General features: G+C 39.3%; 16 protein-coding genes. 6 read left to right on the top strand and 10 right to left on the bottom strand.

The features are described 5' to 3' along the window. Positions 1 to 244: 244 nt before the first annotated feature. From ACEVFT_RS23385 to ACEVFT_RS23365, 5 genes are all read right to left on the bottom strand, one after another. A complete protein-coding gene (locus ACEVFT_RS23385) occupies positions 245 to 1,213 on the bottom strand; it encodes a helix-turn-helix transcriptional regulator (protein ID WP_393951487.1) in 969 nt (322 codons plus the stop codon). An 88-nt stretch (positions 1,214 to 1,301) separates the two neighbouring features. Then, positions 1,302 to 1,934: a hypothetical protein gene (locus ACEVFT_RS23380; protein ID WP_393951486.1), complete on the bottom strand. Its 633-nt coding sequence runs from the start codon at positions 1,932 to 1,934 to the stop codon at positions 1,302 to 1,304. A gap of 8 nt (positions 1,935 to 1,942) precedes the next feature. After that, positions 1,943 to 2,110: a hypothetical protein gene (locus tag ACEVFT_RS23375; protein WP_016993359.1), complete on the bottom strand. Its 168-nt coding sequence runs from the start codon at positions 2,108 to 2,110 to the stop codon at positions 1,943 to 1,945. Beyond that, positions 2,103 to 2,288, bottom strand: coding sequence for a helix-hairpin-helix domain-containing protein (locus ACEVFT_RS23370; RefSeq protein ID WP_205442903.1), 186 nt, complete (start codon positions 2,286 to 2,288; stop codon positions 2,103 to 2,105). Before ACEVFT_RS23370 ends, ACEVFT_RS23375 begins: the two co-directional genes overlap by 8 nt. Positions 2,289 to 2,360: 72 nt before the next feature. Next, the gene (locus tag ACEVFT_RS23365) at positions 2,361 to 2,963 is read right to left on the bottom strand and encodes a CPBP family intramembrane glutamic endopeptidase (protein WP_393951485.1); all 603 of its coding nucleotides are present in this window, start codon (positions 2,961 to 2,963) and stop codon (positions 2,361 to 2,363) included. Between the two features lie 231 nt (positions 2,964 to 3,194). Here ACEVFT_RS23365 and ACEVFT_RS23360 point away from each other — a divergent pair, with 231 nt between their 5' ends. Continuing rightward, positions 3,195 to 3,887, top strand: a complete 693-nt coding sequence (locus ACEVFT_RS23360) for a class I SAM-dependent methyltransferase (RefSeq protein WP_393951484.1) — start codon at positions 3,195 to 3,197, stop codon at positions 3,885 to 3,887. A 537-nt stretch (positions 3,888 to 4,424) separates the two neighbouring features. Here the strand turns inward: ACEVFT_RS23360 and ACEVFT_RS23355 are convergent. Continuing rightward, positions 4,425 to 4,865 (bottom strand): GNAT family N-acetyltransferase, encoded by a 441-nt coding sequence (locus tag ACEVFT_RS23355; RefSeq protein WP_393951483.1) that lies wholly within the window; start codon positions 4,863 to 4,865, stop codon positions 4,425 to 4,427. 111 nt (positions 4,866 to 4,976) lie between these two features. Here ACEVFT_RS23355 and pdxR point away from each other — a divergent pair, with 111 nt between their 5' ends. Continuing rightward, the gene (gene pdxR, locus ACEVFT_RS23350; RefSeq protein ID WP_393951481.1) at positions 4,977 to 6,359 is read left to right on the top strand and encodes a MocR-like pyridoxine biosynthesis transcription factor PdxR; all 1,383 of its coding nucleotides are present in this window, start codon (positions 4,977 to 4,979) and stop codon (positions 6,357 to 6,359) included. A gap of 28 nt (positions 6,360 to 6,387) precedes the next feature. Here the strand turns inward: pdxR and ACEVFT_RS23345 are convergent, their stop codons facing one another. After that, positions 6,388 to 7,611 (bottom strand): GNAT family N-acetyltransferase, encoded by a 1,224-nt coding sequence (locus tag ACEVFT_RS23345; RefSeq protein ID WP_393951480.1) that lies wholly within the window; start codon positions 7,609 to 7,611, stop codon positions 6,388 to 6,390. Further along, positions 7,608 to 8,339 carry an AAA family ATPase gene (locus ACEVFT_RS23340; RefSeq protein WP_393951479.1) on the bottom strand — a complete coding sequence of 244 codons (732 nt, stop codon included), beginning with the start codon at positions 8,337 to 8,339 and terminating at the stop codon, positions 7,608 to 7,610. Before ACEVFT_RS23340 ends, ACEVFT_RS23345 begins: the two co-directional genes overlap by 4 nt. A gap of 815 nt (positions 8,340 to 9,154) precedes the next feature. Between ACEVFT_RS23340 and ACEVFT_RS23335 the strand changes: the two genes are divergently transcribed. Both ACEVFT_RS23335 and fumC read left to right on the top strand, forming a co-directional pair. After that, complete coding sequence (locus tag ACEVFT_RS23335; RefSeq protein WP_393951478.1) at positions 9,155 to 9,370, top strand: hypothetical protein; 216 nt, start codon at positions 9,155 to 9,157, stop codon at positions 9,368 to 9,370. Between the two features lie 281 nt (positions 9,371 to 9,651). Continuing rightward, the gene (fumC, locus tag ACEVFT_RS23330; RefSeq protein ID WP_342443308.1) at positions 9,652 to 11,043 is read left to right on the top strand and encodes a class II fumarate hydratase; all 1,392 of its coding nucleotides are present in this window, start codon (positions 9,652 to 9,654) and stop codon (positions 11,041 to 11,043) included. Positions 11,044 to 11,130: 87 nt separating this feature from the next. On the opposite strand, the gene ACEVFT_RS23325 is transcribed toward fumC, so the two are convergent. Next, positions 11,131 to 12,114, bottom strand: coding sequence for a hypothetical protein (locus tag ACEVFT_RS23325; protein WP_393951477.1), 984 nt, complete (start codon positions 12,112 to 12,114; stop codon positions 11,131 to 11,133). A gap of 60 nt (positions 12,115 to 12,174) precedes the next feature. Then, the gene (locus ACEVFT_RS23320) at positions 12,175 to 12,732 is read right to left on the bottom strand and encodes a GNAT family N-acetyltransferase (RefSeq protein WP_342443305.1); all 558 of its coding nucleotides are present in this window, start codon (positions 12,730 to 12,732) and stop codon (positions 12,175 to 12,177) included. 165 nt (positions 12,733 to 12,897) lie between these two features. Here ACEVFT_RS23320 and ACEVFT_RS23315 point away from each other — a divergent pair, with 165 nt between their 5' ends. Both ACEVFT_RS23315 and ACEVFT_RS23310 read left to right on the top strand, forming a co-directional pair. Further along, positions 12,898 to 13,452: a sigma-70 family RNA polymerase sigma factor gene (locus tag ACEVFT_RS23315; protein WP_393951476.1), complete on the top strand. Its 555-nt coding sequence runs from the start codon at positions 12,898 to 12,900 to the stop codon at positions 13,450 to 13,452. Then, positions 13,445 to 14,518, top strand: coding sequence for a hypothetical protein (locus tag ACEVFT_RS23310; protein ID WP_393951475.1), 1,074 nt, complete (start codon positions 13,445 to 13,447; stop codon positions 14,516 to 14,518). The genes ACEVFT_RS23315 and ACEVFT_RS23310 overlap by 8 nt, the downstream gene beginning before the upstream one ends. Positions 14,519 to 14,870: the final 352 nt, after the last annotated feature.

The following is a 14,870-nucleotide window of genomic DNA, read 5'->3' as shown; positions in this document are numbered from 1 at the left end:
CCTCTAAGAATACAGTTAATGGGCGATTTGATTGCTATGCTACTATGAAAAAAAGTAAAGACACTTTGCAGAATGGTTGATTGGAGTGGAGCCAGCGTCACTCCTAGGGGATTTAGCGTCACAGAGGAGACCCTGGAGCGAACAGAAGTGAGTGAAGCGGCTCCTCGGACGCCCCCTGGAAAGGACGCTGGCGGAACGGAAATCAACCACTCACCTTGCAAAGTTGCTTTTTCTGCCGTTGACATCATCTTTTTTCAACAGCATGAAAATGTATGAGCTCATATAGAACGTCAATTATCTTTCGCTTTAGACTTATGGGTTCTACTACTTGGATTGCTTTTCCATAGGGAAAAAGTAAATAAGGTACATATGTATGTAATGCTTCTTCATCTAATAAAAATATTGCGTTCTTATTGGTGCGTTCTTTGAGGTGATACTTTAAAAACCAATGCTGACTGATCGCCTCCACAGCACTTGTCTTTCCACAAATGATGAAGGGCACAAGGTTCTGTTTATCTTCGGCTTGGGGAAAAAGGCTTTTCATAAAAAAATCACTGGCAGAGAAAGATTGTGGTCGTTGGAAGGGAATGACTGTTTGATGCAGACTGCTAATTCGGCCTACTTTAAAAGTACGGATTTCATTTCTTACATGACAAAATGCAACGACATACCAGTTTTGATTCCAATAAACCAAACCATATGGATTAATCACCCTAGACTTAGCTTGCTCTTCATTATTAGTATGGTATTCCATTTCTATAGATGTTTCCTTTACTATACTCTCTTCTAATTTTTTTAATAGTGGCTCCAATGAGGATTCAACAGGTCCGATTATCTCGAAACCTTGTAAATGCTGTTGAATCATTTTTTCTTGCTCTTGATTTGAATACATTGTAAGCTTTGCTGTTGCACTGTTTAATGCCTCATCTAAAAAATAACCAGCTTCTTTTGCAAAAATAGAAGCATGAAGTAATGCCGCTTTCTCGTCAACATCAAAAATAAGAGGACTTTTAATAAAATTATTCAACAGGGTATATCCTCCATGATGACCGGTTTCAGCTATAATTGGGACACCACTGGCAGAAAGGGAGTTAATATAGCGGTAAACGGATCTGATATTAATCTCTAATTTTTCAGCAATTTCTTTCGCAGTAATTTTCCTACCTGAATTCAACATCCATAAAATCTGCATCATATGATCCATTTTAGACAAACATTTTCACCTCATCGAATTAATTTATAATTTATGGTTTCTGACACAAAATCAGGCTACCTGATACTGTTATCAAGTAGCCCTTCGATTATACCTTTACCAATTCATCTTCCATTTGCTTAAAATTATGTATCAAACCGTACTTTTGTATGCCACGTGCTTGTTGGATGCTGGCATCTGCGTATTGGCGGAACTTTGCTTGATCCTTTATTGTACAGGCATGGACCGCTTCGATTGCAGGTTGCATCCACGGCTGTGTTAGTTTATCACTTCTCATATCGGCGGATCGACCTTCAAGCGCAGCAATATAGCATCGTGCATAGCTAGTTAAAGGCTCCTTTTCGATTTGTCTTGCAGCTACTTTAGCAGCACCAAGATTCTCCTCCATAATCGCCTTAATAAAGAGATAATTGTACTTGATAGCTGGTTGCTTGTAGTGATGAATGATGACATCGATTGCCTGAATCTGTTCCTCTTTTGTCCCGTAAGCTGATGCATAGAGAGCAGCAAATATAGGCTCTTTTCGATGATTTTTCACCCATTGATCCACCTGCTCCATATTGTTTGTGCGATATAAAATATGTATATGGCGATAAATCATCCCAATCGCAATCAATGCAAATATCCCGAGTGAAATGGATAGACGAACACCCGCTAAGGACAGCGTCAGTGCCAATAAAATAATAGCTAAATAAAAGAATGTTAATTTAACAATTTTCATATTACCTCCTACTGTAATTTTCTACGCATTTTACGAGAAAAAATATAACCTGCCCCTATAAAAAAGATCAGCGCCATCACTTTCATAATGGGAATAATAAACAGCTTGCTAATAACGACTACAACGAGGATATAATAGACAACCATTGCCAGTAAAAATAATGTCAGCTTATTCACGAGGTTCCCTACTTTCCTTCAGTGCCGCCTCAATCGCTGCTAAAGCTTTTGGCCCCATTCCATGAAGATGAGCTAATGTAGAAAGCTCCACTTTTTCTAGCTGCTTCAATTCTGTATAGCCCACTGCATGTAATGCGCGAATTGCTGGTTTTGCTACTCCCTTAGGCCACTCTGTCATGCTTGCACGTCCCTTCACGAAAAAATCTTCTCTGCCCTATTATGCAAGTGACAGCAAAGAAATGCAAATAAGTCAAAATTGAAACATATACATGCACGCCGCTATGAAATTCACAATACTATGGATACACCAGCTAGTGACAATGGAACCCCCTGCAACTCGTTCATTCATCCACCCCATCAAATAGCCAGCAAGCGCTGTAGTAAGCACAACTAACAAGATCACGTGAAGCGAAAGCACCGACCATAGCATGGCCCCATGAACACAGCCAAAAACAATACTTTGTACGAGATTACCTACTTGAAAACCAAAAGATTTCGCCAACCTCTTCAATAAAAAGCCGCGAAATAATAGTTCCTCTGCTAAACCTGTTTGAATAATGGCGTACATAAGTGCTGGAATGACTGCTGCCACACCAAGGCCCGCAAATTGATTCGCCGCTAGTAAGGAGCGATTAATATAGAAAAAGATTAGCGCAAAGCTCGGTACTACAAGCACAACAATGGAAAGCACAAAGAATATGGCATACCTCCCCTTATGCACAATAATGGGCTTTTGCAAGCCTATCCACGTTAAAAAGGGCTGTTTTTTTCTCGCTGTGCAAAGCCACCAAATAAACGGAATCACTGAAAATAATATCACTTGCAAAACGGCACTGATTAAACTATTCATCATTCTATTTCCCCTCCTGTTTACTACAAGCATAGAAGAAAGCACCATTTTTTTCAACAGTTATTTAATGATAATCGTTAAATTATTTATCTTTATTATTAATTTCTTAATGTTTTACAACGAAATGCGCTGGCTACAGCCTTCTTCTTTGTCTTTTCAGTTATTTTCATTTATACTCTATTACAGACATTAAGGGTCTATAATAGAGATAATAAAACACTGGAGGCTATCACAATGGGGACATTATCTACACATTTATTAGAAAAGGCACGAACTTATGAGCAAAGCACGCGGATTTCCGTGCCTGCCTATGACACATTATTTGCCGTGACACAAGCCTATTTCCGTATGCATTTAGGGGGACAAGCAGCATCCTTACTTGTAGTAGGAGCTGGCGGGGGCAACGAACTTTCTGCATGGGGACCAACAAACCCTAAATGGACGTTCACTGGGGTTGATCCAGCTGAGGAAATGCTCCAAATCGCTCAACATAAAGCCGTACAACTCGGTATTGAAAGTCGTGTTCAGCTACTACAAGGAACGATTGAGCATTTGCCACAAACGACACCGAAATTCGATGCGGCAAGCTGTATCCTCGTGCTTCATTTTATTGAAAATCGACAGGAGAAACGCCATCTACTGCAAAACATTCACAAGCAATTAAAACCCGGAAAGCCTTTTGTCCTCGCCTGTGCCTACGGAGAACGAGAAAGTGACGAACTACAAGATCGCATCAAAATATGGCAAAGCTACTTTTTAGATGCTGGCTACACAAAAGAAAAGGTAGAAAACATGGGCAAAGTCATCATGAATATTTCTTTCCTATCCGATCAAGAAATCCAACAGCTCTTAAGTGAAGCTGGCTTCCAAAACATTACCCGCTTTTTCTCCTCGGGCCTCTTCGCAGGATGGATGAGCCACGCCTAAACACCAAGCCCCCACCATTAATAGTGACAATGGCAGGGGCTAGTGTTTATTTTTGAAGGGTTAATTGATCGGGTTCTACACTTGGTGGAGCGAATTCAACTCAGTTGGAGCGCTTTCGTTCCTTTTATGAGCGGGGTTTCCTTCTGTTTGAGCACTTTTGCCTCATTTATGAGCGGATTCTTCTCCAGTTGGAGCACTTTGGTTTCATTTTGGAGCGGGGTCTTCACTTGGTGGAGCGCTTTCATCTCATTTATGAGCAGGGTCTCCTTCAGTTGGATCACTTTCTACTCATTTAGGAGCGGCGTCTCCTTCAGATGGATCACTTTCTACTCATTTAGGAGCGGGCTCCTCCTCAGTTGGAGCGCTTTCACCTCATTTAGGAGCGGGCTCTCCTTCAGATTGATCACTTTCTACTCATTTAGGAGCGGCGTCTCCTTCAGATTGATCACTTTCTCCTCATTTAGGAGCGGATTCCCCTCGAATGTGAGCACCTCAAACTCATTTATAAGCGGTCCCCCACCAAGCCCATCTAAAAATTCACCAATAAATACTATAATAATAAACCTTTTCATCAATCGTCATGCCCATTTTTTCATAGAGCTTCTGTGCTTGGACATTATCGGTGGCGGTTTCGAGCATCATGTAACGAGCTTCCTCCTGCTGACAATAGGCATAACATTGTTCCATTAAAGCCTGTGCCACGCCTTTTTTTCTGGCCTGTTTCGCCACAAATAAATCATTTAAGAGAAATGCTCTTTTCATAGCTACGGATGAAAAGACTGGAAACAGCTGTGCAAATCCGACTGGCCCCTCCTCCAGATACGCGAGAAAAATAATAGACTCTGCTCTCTCCACTCGCTCCCGTATAAACTGTTCAGCTTGCTGTATATCAGACGGTTGACCATAAAATTCACGATAGGCATTAAATAATGGAACTACTTCTCCTATCGTTGCCTGTGTCACTGTAGATATTTTCATGCTATGACTCTCCATTTCTTTTTTATTGTCCTTCTAGTATGATGATAGTAAGTAATCTGACATTTCAAAAGAAACAGTTTCAAACATTTTAACATGTCAAGGTGGTGCCCTATGGACGATTTTATCTTTCTATTAACAGAAAAAGAGGCAAAATATAAGCAAGTGTACCAGCAAATTAAAGTACTCATTACGCAAGGTACACTGCAAACGGATGATTCCCTGCCCTCCATTCGAAAACTAGCAGAAACTTTACAGGTCAGTCGTAATACTACATTAACTGCCTATGAACAGCTTGTGGCAGAAGGATACATACGCGGTGAAGGTCGAAAAGGCTATTTCGTTAATGCACTGGAGCAGGTTTTCCTACAGGAGCAGGAACAGCCTCTTATGTCAGAGTCAAAAAGTAACGCTACATCATACCTCGTCGATTTTCGCGCAGGGGCTGTGGATCAGCAGCATTTTCCTATGAAAGCATGGCGCCAAATCGCCAATCAAGTATTACAGGAATCCACCTGTTACGAATACGGAGAACTGTTTGGAGAATCAACGCTAAAGGAGCAGCTTGTGCCGTATTTATTGCAAGCAAGAGGGTTTTGTACAACGAGCGAAAATATCATCATTGGCAGTAGCACACAGCAAATGCTACTGTATCTTGGCTTTTTATTAAAAGACCATTTCCCAAGCATTCTTTTGGAAGACCCTGGTTATAACGGTGCACGTGAATCCTTCCAGTTACACCATTTCGAAATAGAGGCATTGCCCGTAATAGAAACAGGAGCACAACTTGATGTACTCCAACACTGTCAATCTCGCTTGTTGTATGTCACCCCATCACATCATTTCCCATACGGTGTGTCCATGACCATTCAGCAACGACAAACTTTAATACAATGGGCTCAACAAGTCGGTGGGTATATTCTGGAGGATGATTATGATGGAGAATTTCGCTATGCGCAACAGCCATTTCCTGCCCTTGCCTCCATCGACCCTTCACGAGTAATCTATCTTGGCACCTTCTCCAAATCGTTTTTACCAGGTGTACGTTTGAGCTATATGGTGCTACCCAATGCACTGGTTCAGCCATTTAAAGAGCGATTTGCTCAATTTGAACAAAATGCTTCGTCCCTCCATCAACGCACAATGGCCCAATTTATGGCTCAAGGGGAATGGACACGCCATATTAAACGAATGCGTTTGACGTATAAACAAAAAATGCAGCACCTTGTGCAGGAGCTACAACGCCAATTTGGTCAGCAAATTTCTGTGTTGGGCGAGCAATCAGGACTGTATGTATTAGTGAAGATGAAGTCTCTACTTTCAGAGCAGCAGCTCATTCAACGAGCGGCGTCTTACGGTGTGAAGGTTTATCCGACAAGCCCGTTTTTTATCCATCAAACAAGAGATGAACCTATGCTGCAATTAGGCTTTAGCAAATTAACGATGGAAGAAATCAAGCGAGGCATCGAGCTGTTAAAAGAGGCGTGGCAGCCATAACCGTCAACGTTATGGCTCTCCCCCTCGCTCAAAAATAATCAATAAATGTTGGGATACCTACTGGTAAAACCGCCTCCAGCAATGCAATTTCCTCTGCACGTCCCTGTAATCGTTCAATTCTTTCTAAATAGGTTGGGCGTTTATAGCCTAACAGCATGGTAGCCAATGTTTGCACCGTTAAATGCACAGCATTCGCATTCAACGTCTCACTCACCTTTTGCACGGAAAGGTTTCCATCTTTCATTTTGATGATGTAGGTGCCATTATTCCACGCCACAGTACGATCACTGACAGCTAGCTGAAGCTCGAAATCCTGGCCGATAAATGGATAGCGCAGTAAAAATTCTTTGACATCGACAATTCTTGCCATGAAATAAGGTGATACCTTTTGAATGATCTCACTGTCCTCTAATAGAAAGGCTACCGCTTCATTGCCCGTTGTTTTCCCGTAGACATTATAAACCATCGAGCTGTGAGCCGAGACGAAATTCCATAAACCTTTACGAGCCTCTTCCTGCAAATAAACGATTTCATCAATGTAATAATTTTCCTCCATAATGCGATAGAACATGTAGCCCTGTGCCACATCCTCTTCATCATAATAGACAGCCGCCTGAAGATTGACATCACTATCAATGAATTTCTCTTCCCAGAAATCCTCCTGAAATTTCTCGTTCCAGGCAATACTATTGCGCACCATTACCCCATGCGTTTTCTGTGCATAGCGTGCGTAGATTTCCACAACGTCCACATGTTTCGGATCAACACGACGAATTTTCCCGTTTAGCCCAGCATAATGAGGCAGCTGTGTATCCTTCACTTGAAACTCCACAATATCACTCATAATTTCCCATCCCTTTTTGCGGTAATAAGGAATAGAATATGGAAATAAATAGGATATAAACTGTCCTTCATTTCGCATACTTTGCAGGCTTTCAATGATCAAGCTCTCCATTAAGCCATGTCCCGAATACTCAGGGTATGTCCCAACTGCTGTGATGCCACCCATTTCATAAATCTTGCCATGTACATTGACCTCAAAAGGCAAACTTAAAATTTGCGATACAAGCTGTGAACCATCAAACCACCCGATGGCATGCCCTTCATTAAATTGCCGGCTCTTAGCATTCACAAAACGACGATCCTTGTGAATGGACATTGACATTTGAAAGACATAATTCAGTAAATCAATGGACTGTGCCATTTCATCTAATCGAATTTCTCGCATGATTAAGCCTTTTCGTTGATTCATGATTCCCTCTCCTCATCAAATAACTCTCTTAATATGGTCTGTGGCGCATCTAAAAAACGTTTCGTAACGATGTAATGAATCGTATCCTCATAGCGAATGGATTCAATTTCTCCTTGATCAAAACTATAAATCGTTGCATTCGGATAGCCAAGCAAAATGGGTGAGTGTGTAGCAATAATAAATTGTGCCTCATGCTCTAGGTCCTTGATAATTTTCAGCAAGCTCAGCTGCCTTGTTGGAGACAATGCCGCCTCAGGCTCATCCAATAAATAAATGGCTTTACCTTTAAAGCGATTCATAAATAACGCCAGAAAGGATTCACCATGGGATTGATGGTGCAGAGATTTTCCTCCAAAAGCAGCATATTTGTTTGGATGGCGATCTAACAAATCAATATGACTAGCAAATTGATAAAATGTTTCCGATCGAAGAAAAAAACCATTCGATATTTTCGGTAGCCACGACAAACGAATATACTCCCCCAACGAAGATTCCGCCTTATGTACTTCATATAAATTTTGACGACCACCACCCGCCGTATTGAAATCGCAGCGATCAGCAATCGCCTCAAGTAATGTTGATTTCCCCGAACCATTCTCCCCAACAAAGAACGTCACATTCGTCGGGAACTCCAGCTCATGCAAATCCTGCAAGCTTGGAATATTAAAAGGATACACCTGCTTATTCGGAATTGTATCCTGTAACACCTTACATGATTTTAAATACATCGCATTTCCTCCTTACTCTTATTATAGCGAACATCCCCCTAGCTGAAACGTAATCCACCCACCTGTTTGATTGAAATTACACTTTATTATGTATCCATCCGAGCCAACCACCACATAAATTGCCTAAACTAGCTGACGAAGTCCCTACCATTTTCACAAATTGCTATGAGATATTTCCCGAGAAATAAATAAAAAACATGTCGAAAGTTGCAATTTCCACACGTAAAATCATGTCATATTTTTGATTTTCTTATAAAATAAACGGAGGCAAACCTCATTCTGGAGAATTCCTTCCGAATGAGTAAACGCGATTTCTCTGCCATTCTGAGTGGTATTTTCTATTATTTCACAGTGATTTGCTGATTGATTATCTTGAATAAGAGCGGGATGCCTCGCTTTATGATCATTTGGTGTTCCTTTCTGAGCGGAGTGCCTCACTTTAGGATCACTTTGCGTTCCTTTTTGAGCGGTTTTCCTCACTTTATGATCACTTTCAGCTACTTTCTGAGCGGGTTATCTCGCTTTATGATCACCTCGCGTTCCTTTCTGAGCGGGGGGCTTCACTTTATGATCACCCGACGTCCCTTTCTGAGCGGGGGCCTCTCTTTATGATCACCTCGCGTCCCTTTCTGAGCGGTTTCCCTCGTTTTATGATCACTTTCAGCAACTTTCTGAGCGGTTTCCCTCCATTTATGATCACCTCTAACATCTTTTCGAGCGGTTTCACTCATTCTTTGATCACCGCCTTCTAAGTTCTAACTACTATCTCCAGCTCATAAATTGAGTAACAATCAAAAGTTAGAAGGAGAATCGTGATGTTTGTGACTCATTATTATGAAAACAAGACGTCCGTTTTAAGTCAATTGCTCGTCAAACTGCCTGCTGTGGAAGAGGATATTCGCATTAAAGGGCGTAAGGCAAAGGTGTTGGAGGTACTTCAAGTCGATGAAAACAATTTTCATGTGAAGATATTATTTGAAAAAATTCCTAAAAAGCAGCCTCTTAAAGAGCTTGGGAAGAAAAAGAGATAGTCGACTAAAACAGGTTTATTCCATTAAATTTCGGGAATAAAATTGGCAAGGATTGCGAGATATTCTCACCATTAAATTTCTTCAAGCAAAACCGTTGACTTTTTAATTGATAACAATTATCATTATCAATAGATTATTTCTTTTCTCCAAATTGCTTAATTCAGAATCCCCCTCTTTTTTGAATAAGCATGTATCAAACGGATATTCTTACATCAGACTAAGAGTATCCGTTTTTATCTGTACATGAGGAGAACTTTACATACTAAAGGAGCTGTTTTGACATGGATTATCGTATTGAAAAAGACACTATGGGTGAAATTAAAGTACCCGCTAATAAAATTTGGGGCGCGCAAACACAGCGCAGTAAAGAAAATTTCCAAATTGGTACGGAACAAATGCCAATCGAACTTGTGCAAGCTATGACAATCTTAAAGAAAAGTGCTGCGATTGCGAACAACAAACTTGGCAAACTTTCTGATATTAAAGCAAATGCCATCGTGCAGGCTTCAGATGAAATTTTAAATGGTCAATGGGACGATCAATTCCCTCTTGTGGTTTGGCAAACTGGTAGTGGTACACAATCCAATATGAATGTGAACGAAGTCATTGCTCACCGTGCGAATCAACTATTAAAGGATGCTGGCGAAGCTGACCGCATTCATCCAAATGATGATGTCAATAAATCACAAAGCTCAAATGATACATTCCCAACAGCATTGCATATTGCGGCTGTCTTAAAAGTAGAAGATTATTTACTTCCAAGATTACGTCTATTAAAAGCAACATTGGAAGATAAAGCAGCTCAATTCAAAGACATTATTAAAATTGGCCGTACACATTTACAGGACGCGACACCTCTTACACTAGGTCAAGAAATTAGCGGTTGGGCAGCGATGCTGGCAAAATCAGAGCACATGATTATTCAAAATATTGACTATATGAAGGAGCTTGCAATTGGCGGAACAGCGGTTGGTACAGGGATCAATGCGCACCCTGAATTTGGTGATCGTGTAGCTGTGGAAATTAGTGAGCTTACAGGCAAACAATTTACATCGGCTGCAAATAAATTCCATGCTCTAACAAGTCATGATGAAGCGGTTGTGGCGCATGGTGCATTAAAAGCTTTAGCGGCTGATTTAATGAAAATTGCCAATGATGTTCGCTGGCTTGCAAGTGGCCCTCGCTCAGGTATCGGTGAAATTACGATTCCAGAAAACGAGCCAGGCTCTTCGATTATGCCAGGTAAAGTAAACCCTACACAAAGTGAAGCCATGACAATGGTTGTCACACAAGTAGTTGGGAATGACGCGACGATTGCCTTCGCCGCTTCTCAAGGTAACTTTGAACTAAACGTCTTTAAACCAGTCATCATTTACAACTTCTTACAATCAACGCGCCTATTAGCGGATACAATGAAATCATTTAACGACCATTGTGCAGTAGGCATTGAGCCAAACAAAGAAGTACTTGATCACAATTTACAAAATTCCTTAATGCTTGTAACAGCATTAAACCCATATATCGGCTATGAAAACGCAGCAAAAATCGCGAAACAGGCCCACAAAGAAGGCACGACTTTAAAAGCAGCTGCCATTGCAAGTGGCCTACTAACAGAAGAACAGTTCGATGAATATGTAGACCCAGCAACAATGATTTATCCGAACGTCAAATAATAAAAGCGAAAATAAAAAGATTGAGGCTAATGTGCTTCAATCTTTTTTGTTGGTTATCATTAGCTATACTTAAAATTCCCGAAGAAATCAGCTTATCTTATCCAGCTTTAAATTAAACGACAGTTCATCGTCAATTAGACTAAATGAATCCGTTTTTGCTTGTTTAAATAATTTTACAATATAATGATAGTAGCTTGTTTCTACTTCAAGTTCATAATTTAAATGATCTCGTATGAATTGGTCATCTTGACATCTTGAAACATCCCCTATTAACAAATCATGTTTTATTAATTCTTTCGTGTTGTTAGTAAAATCAGAGACTACGTATGAAAGAACATTGTGCTCATATCGTAAGTTTTCAGAAGCACCTGAATAATTTAAGAAAGATAGTAATGTCGCATTATTAAAATTTTGTTGGTCAATTAAAGTTGAAACCTCCATTAAGTAAATCGATTCAAGGTGGTCATGATAAGGATTTTCAATATCTACTCTTTTATACATTGCTTGTTTCTCAAAGGGTCTAATTCTCCCCGTTTTTACTAGTAAAAAATGATTTTGATTGCTTAGATAGATGTTTTTGGACGAATCTAATCTAAGTAAATTATCTCCGTTTGGAAGGTAAGGATTTAATTGTTTTATCTCTCCCGTAGACGTGTTTACTAAAAAAATACATTGATAAAAAGGATGTCCATAGTTAATTGCTCTTTTCGTAATCCAATACAACAAATATTGATGATTAAGGTAGATTAACTTGGAATAATAGCTTTCATCCTTAAGTTCTTCAGAAGAAAAATAATTGTTTAAATGTAACGTGATAGCATTTATTTGACTAAATGTTTGAAGATTCATTCTATAAAAGTTTATGTTATTTTTATCTTTTAGACTAAAACAGAATTCATTATTCACCGTATCTAAAGCAAACTCGTCATAGCTGGTGTCTAATTGATGTATGTTTTTGATAGTCCCGTTTTTTAAATTAATCTCACAATGCGCAATACTATCATGTTCTAATAAAATAGCCTCAAACTCTTCTTTAATTTCATTTGTAGGAATTAGTTGATTGTTGTTCAAAAAATACTCCTCCCAACATTTTGTCTGTTAAAAGCCACTACTCATTATAAGCGTGACTTCCTAGTAATCACTTTTCAATAATGAAAAAATAGCGAGATCGATGTACTTCCCTTTTTCAAATTCATGTTGCCTTAAAAGACCTTCTTGAGAAAAATTTAATTTTTCCAATAGTTTGATCGATGCTGTATTCTCTGGTTCTATTTTTGCCTCGATTTTATTTATCCCCATTGATGTAAAGGCAAAATGGATGATCGCGCTTAAAGCCTCTTGCATCACACCCTTCCCCCAATAGTCAGGGTTTAAATCATAGCCAATTTCTATACGATTATGCTCTTTTTCATAATTCAAATAGCCACATGTGCCAATCACTTTGTTGGTCTGAATTTCTTCGATTACCCATCTTAAGCCTGTCTGTTCTTTGAAAATTTTCTCATACCAATTGATTTCATCGATAGCATCTTCCACTGAAGCGAACAATGGTAATGGCAGATACTTCACTACAATTTCATTAGAATAAAGTCTCAAAATATCTTGGCCATCATCCATTCTTCCTTTTCGTAGGATGAAGCGTTTTGTTTCTAATTGAGGAAAAACCGTAAATTCGAATTGTGTATTCATACTAACTCCCCTTTTTCACCATCTATTGGCACTTTACTATTGAATAATAACACAAGAATCTCTCATTCCTCTCTTTTACCTCTATTACAAATCCTTCGTTATTATAGTAAATTAATTACAACCAAATAGCACCAACTCCGTCTAATAATTGAAAGGGTGTGGATGATGCTTGAACATGTGAGAACATCAATAGAAGTTAGCAGGGATTGTAGTAAGGAGGAGAGGCTTGAATGGTTGATGAAGGTGTATGGAGATGATATAACACGTCTAGCCTATACGTATATGAAGCACAAGCAGCTTTCGGAAGATATTGCGCAGGAAGTGTTTATAAAGTGCTATGAGCATTTAGATAATTTCAGGAATGAATCTTCCTATAAAACATGGTTATATCGAATTACTGTCAATCTATGTAAAGATAAATTAAAAAGCTGGTCTTATCGAAATATCGTTCTGACAGAATTTTTCTCAAAAATTAAGAGTACTAGTCAATCCCCTGAGTTGGAATTAGTTGGACAGGAGGATAAACGATTGCTTTCTGAGAAGATTCTTGCTCTACCTGTACGATATCGAGAACTCATTATTTTATATTATTATGAAGAGCTGTCCTATAACCAAATAGCTGATTTGTTAGATTTGCGTTTACAAACCATTAAGTCTCGTCTTCATAGGGCTCGCCTTTTGCTAAAAAAGTCAATGGAAGGGTGCAAGATAAATGAATGATATATTTAAAAATATAGGGAAAGCGTTGGATGACACGGCATTAAAGGACATTCATTTTAATGAGAAACATAAAGAAAAAGTGCGACAGCGGCTTCAAAAAGGCCATAAGAAACAGCACCCATTTCAATCCATTTTCAAACAATTGTTACCTATAGCTGTCATTGGTTTTTTTCTTATAGGCGTTAGCTATTTTGTGGTCTCGGAGCTGACAGAACAACCAGTTGCTAAGGGAGACCTTTCACAAGAACCTACATTGGAAACGAATCTTTATATACCCCCGATCCAAAAAGAATTTTATGGTGAGATGACAAAAGAGGATGTCGTGAGTAAATTATTAAATTCAATTGATTATTTTCACTCAGCAGCTGGAAAATTTGAAGAACATATAATTTTTCAAGACGGTTCCACTAGAACATTGGGTGTTACTTATAAAGTAAGTACCAAAAACGAAATTGGTGGCTATGAAAAACTGATCGCTTTAGATGATAACACGACGGGGATTAAGAACGATACACAGGAGTACTTTTATAACAACAAAAAGAGCTGGTTAAAATATACAGCGCTTAATGGTCAAAAAATTTATACAGTTAGTGAATCGAAACAGAAACCAAAACGAGACATAGTTACGCCCGAGCAAGCTTTTAGTATTGACTTGCAATATCCGCCTATTTCATTTAATAAATTGAGGGAAAGACCTTCATTTGGAAGTTCAAGTATGTCGTTGTTCGCTTATGAGAAAGCTGCTAGTTATTTAAGACATATGGGACATTGGGAGATTGAAAAACAAAATGAAGCGTTATTAGGTCATAACACAATCGTATTAGCAGGGAAAATGGATGAAGAGGTGACAAATAGTGCTAATTTAAAAGGCACGACAGAAGCATTTCGTTTTTGGGTGGATAAAGATACTGGCATTCTCGTTAAAAGTGAAACATATGACCAAAACGGTGAGCTGACAAGCTATGTTCATCCAGAAAGGCTTGAAGTGAATGTGCCAATTGACCCACAAGAATTTATTCCAAACTTAGATGGCTATCAGCTTCCTAGCAAACATAAAAAAGATTGAGGCTTACGCTTCAATCTTTTTCCTGTTGTTGCAAAAAGATGATGTCAACGGCAGAAAAAGCAATTTTGCAAGTGAGAGGTTGATTTCCGTTCCGTCAGCGTCCTTTCCAGGGGGCGTCCGAGGAGCCGCTTCACTCACTAGCGTTCGCTCCAGGGTCTCCTCTGTGACGCTAAATCCCCTAGGAGTGACGCTGGCTCCACTCCAATCAACCTTTCTGCAAAGTGTCTTTACTTTTTTTCATAGTAGCATAGCGATCGAATAGCCCATTAACTGTATTCTTAGAGGGGGTAAGCTCTTATTTTCAATGTGAAGAAGTGATGCGTGACAACACTTCTTCATAAAGAGTAGTGAA

The organism is Lysinibacillus sp. PWR01, from assembly GCF_043359455.1.
GTDB lineage: Bacteria > Bacillota > Bacilli > Bacillales_A > Planococcaceae > Lysinibacillus > Lysinibacillus fusiformis_F.
This window is presented reverse-complemented; position numbering and strand designations above follow the sequence as displayed.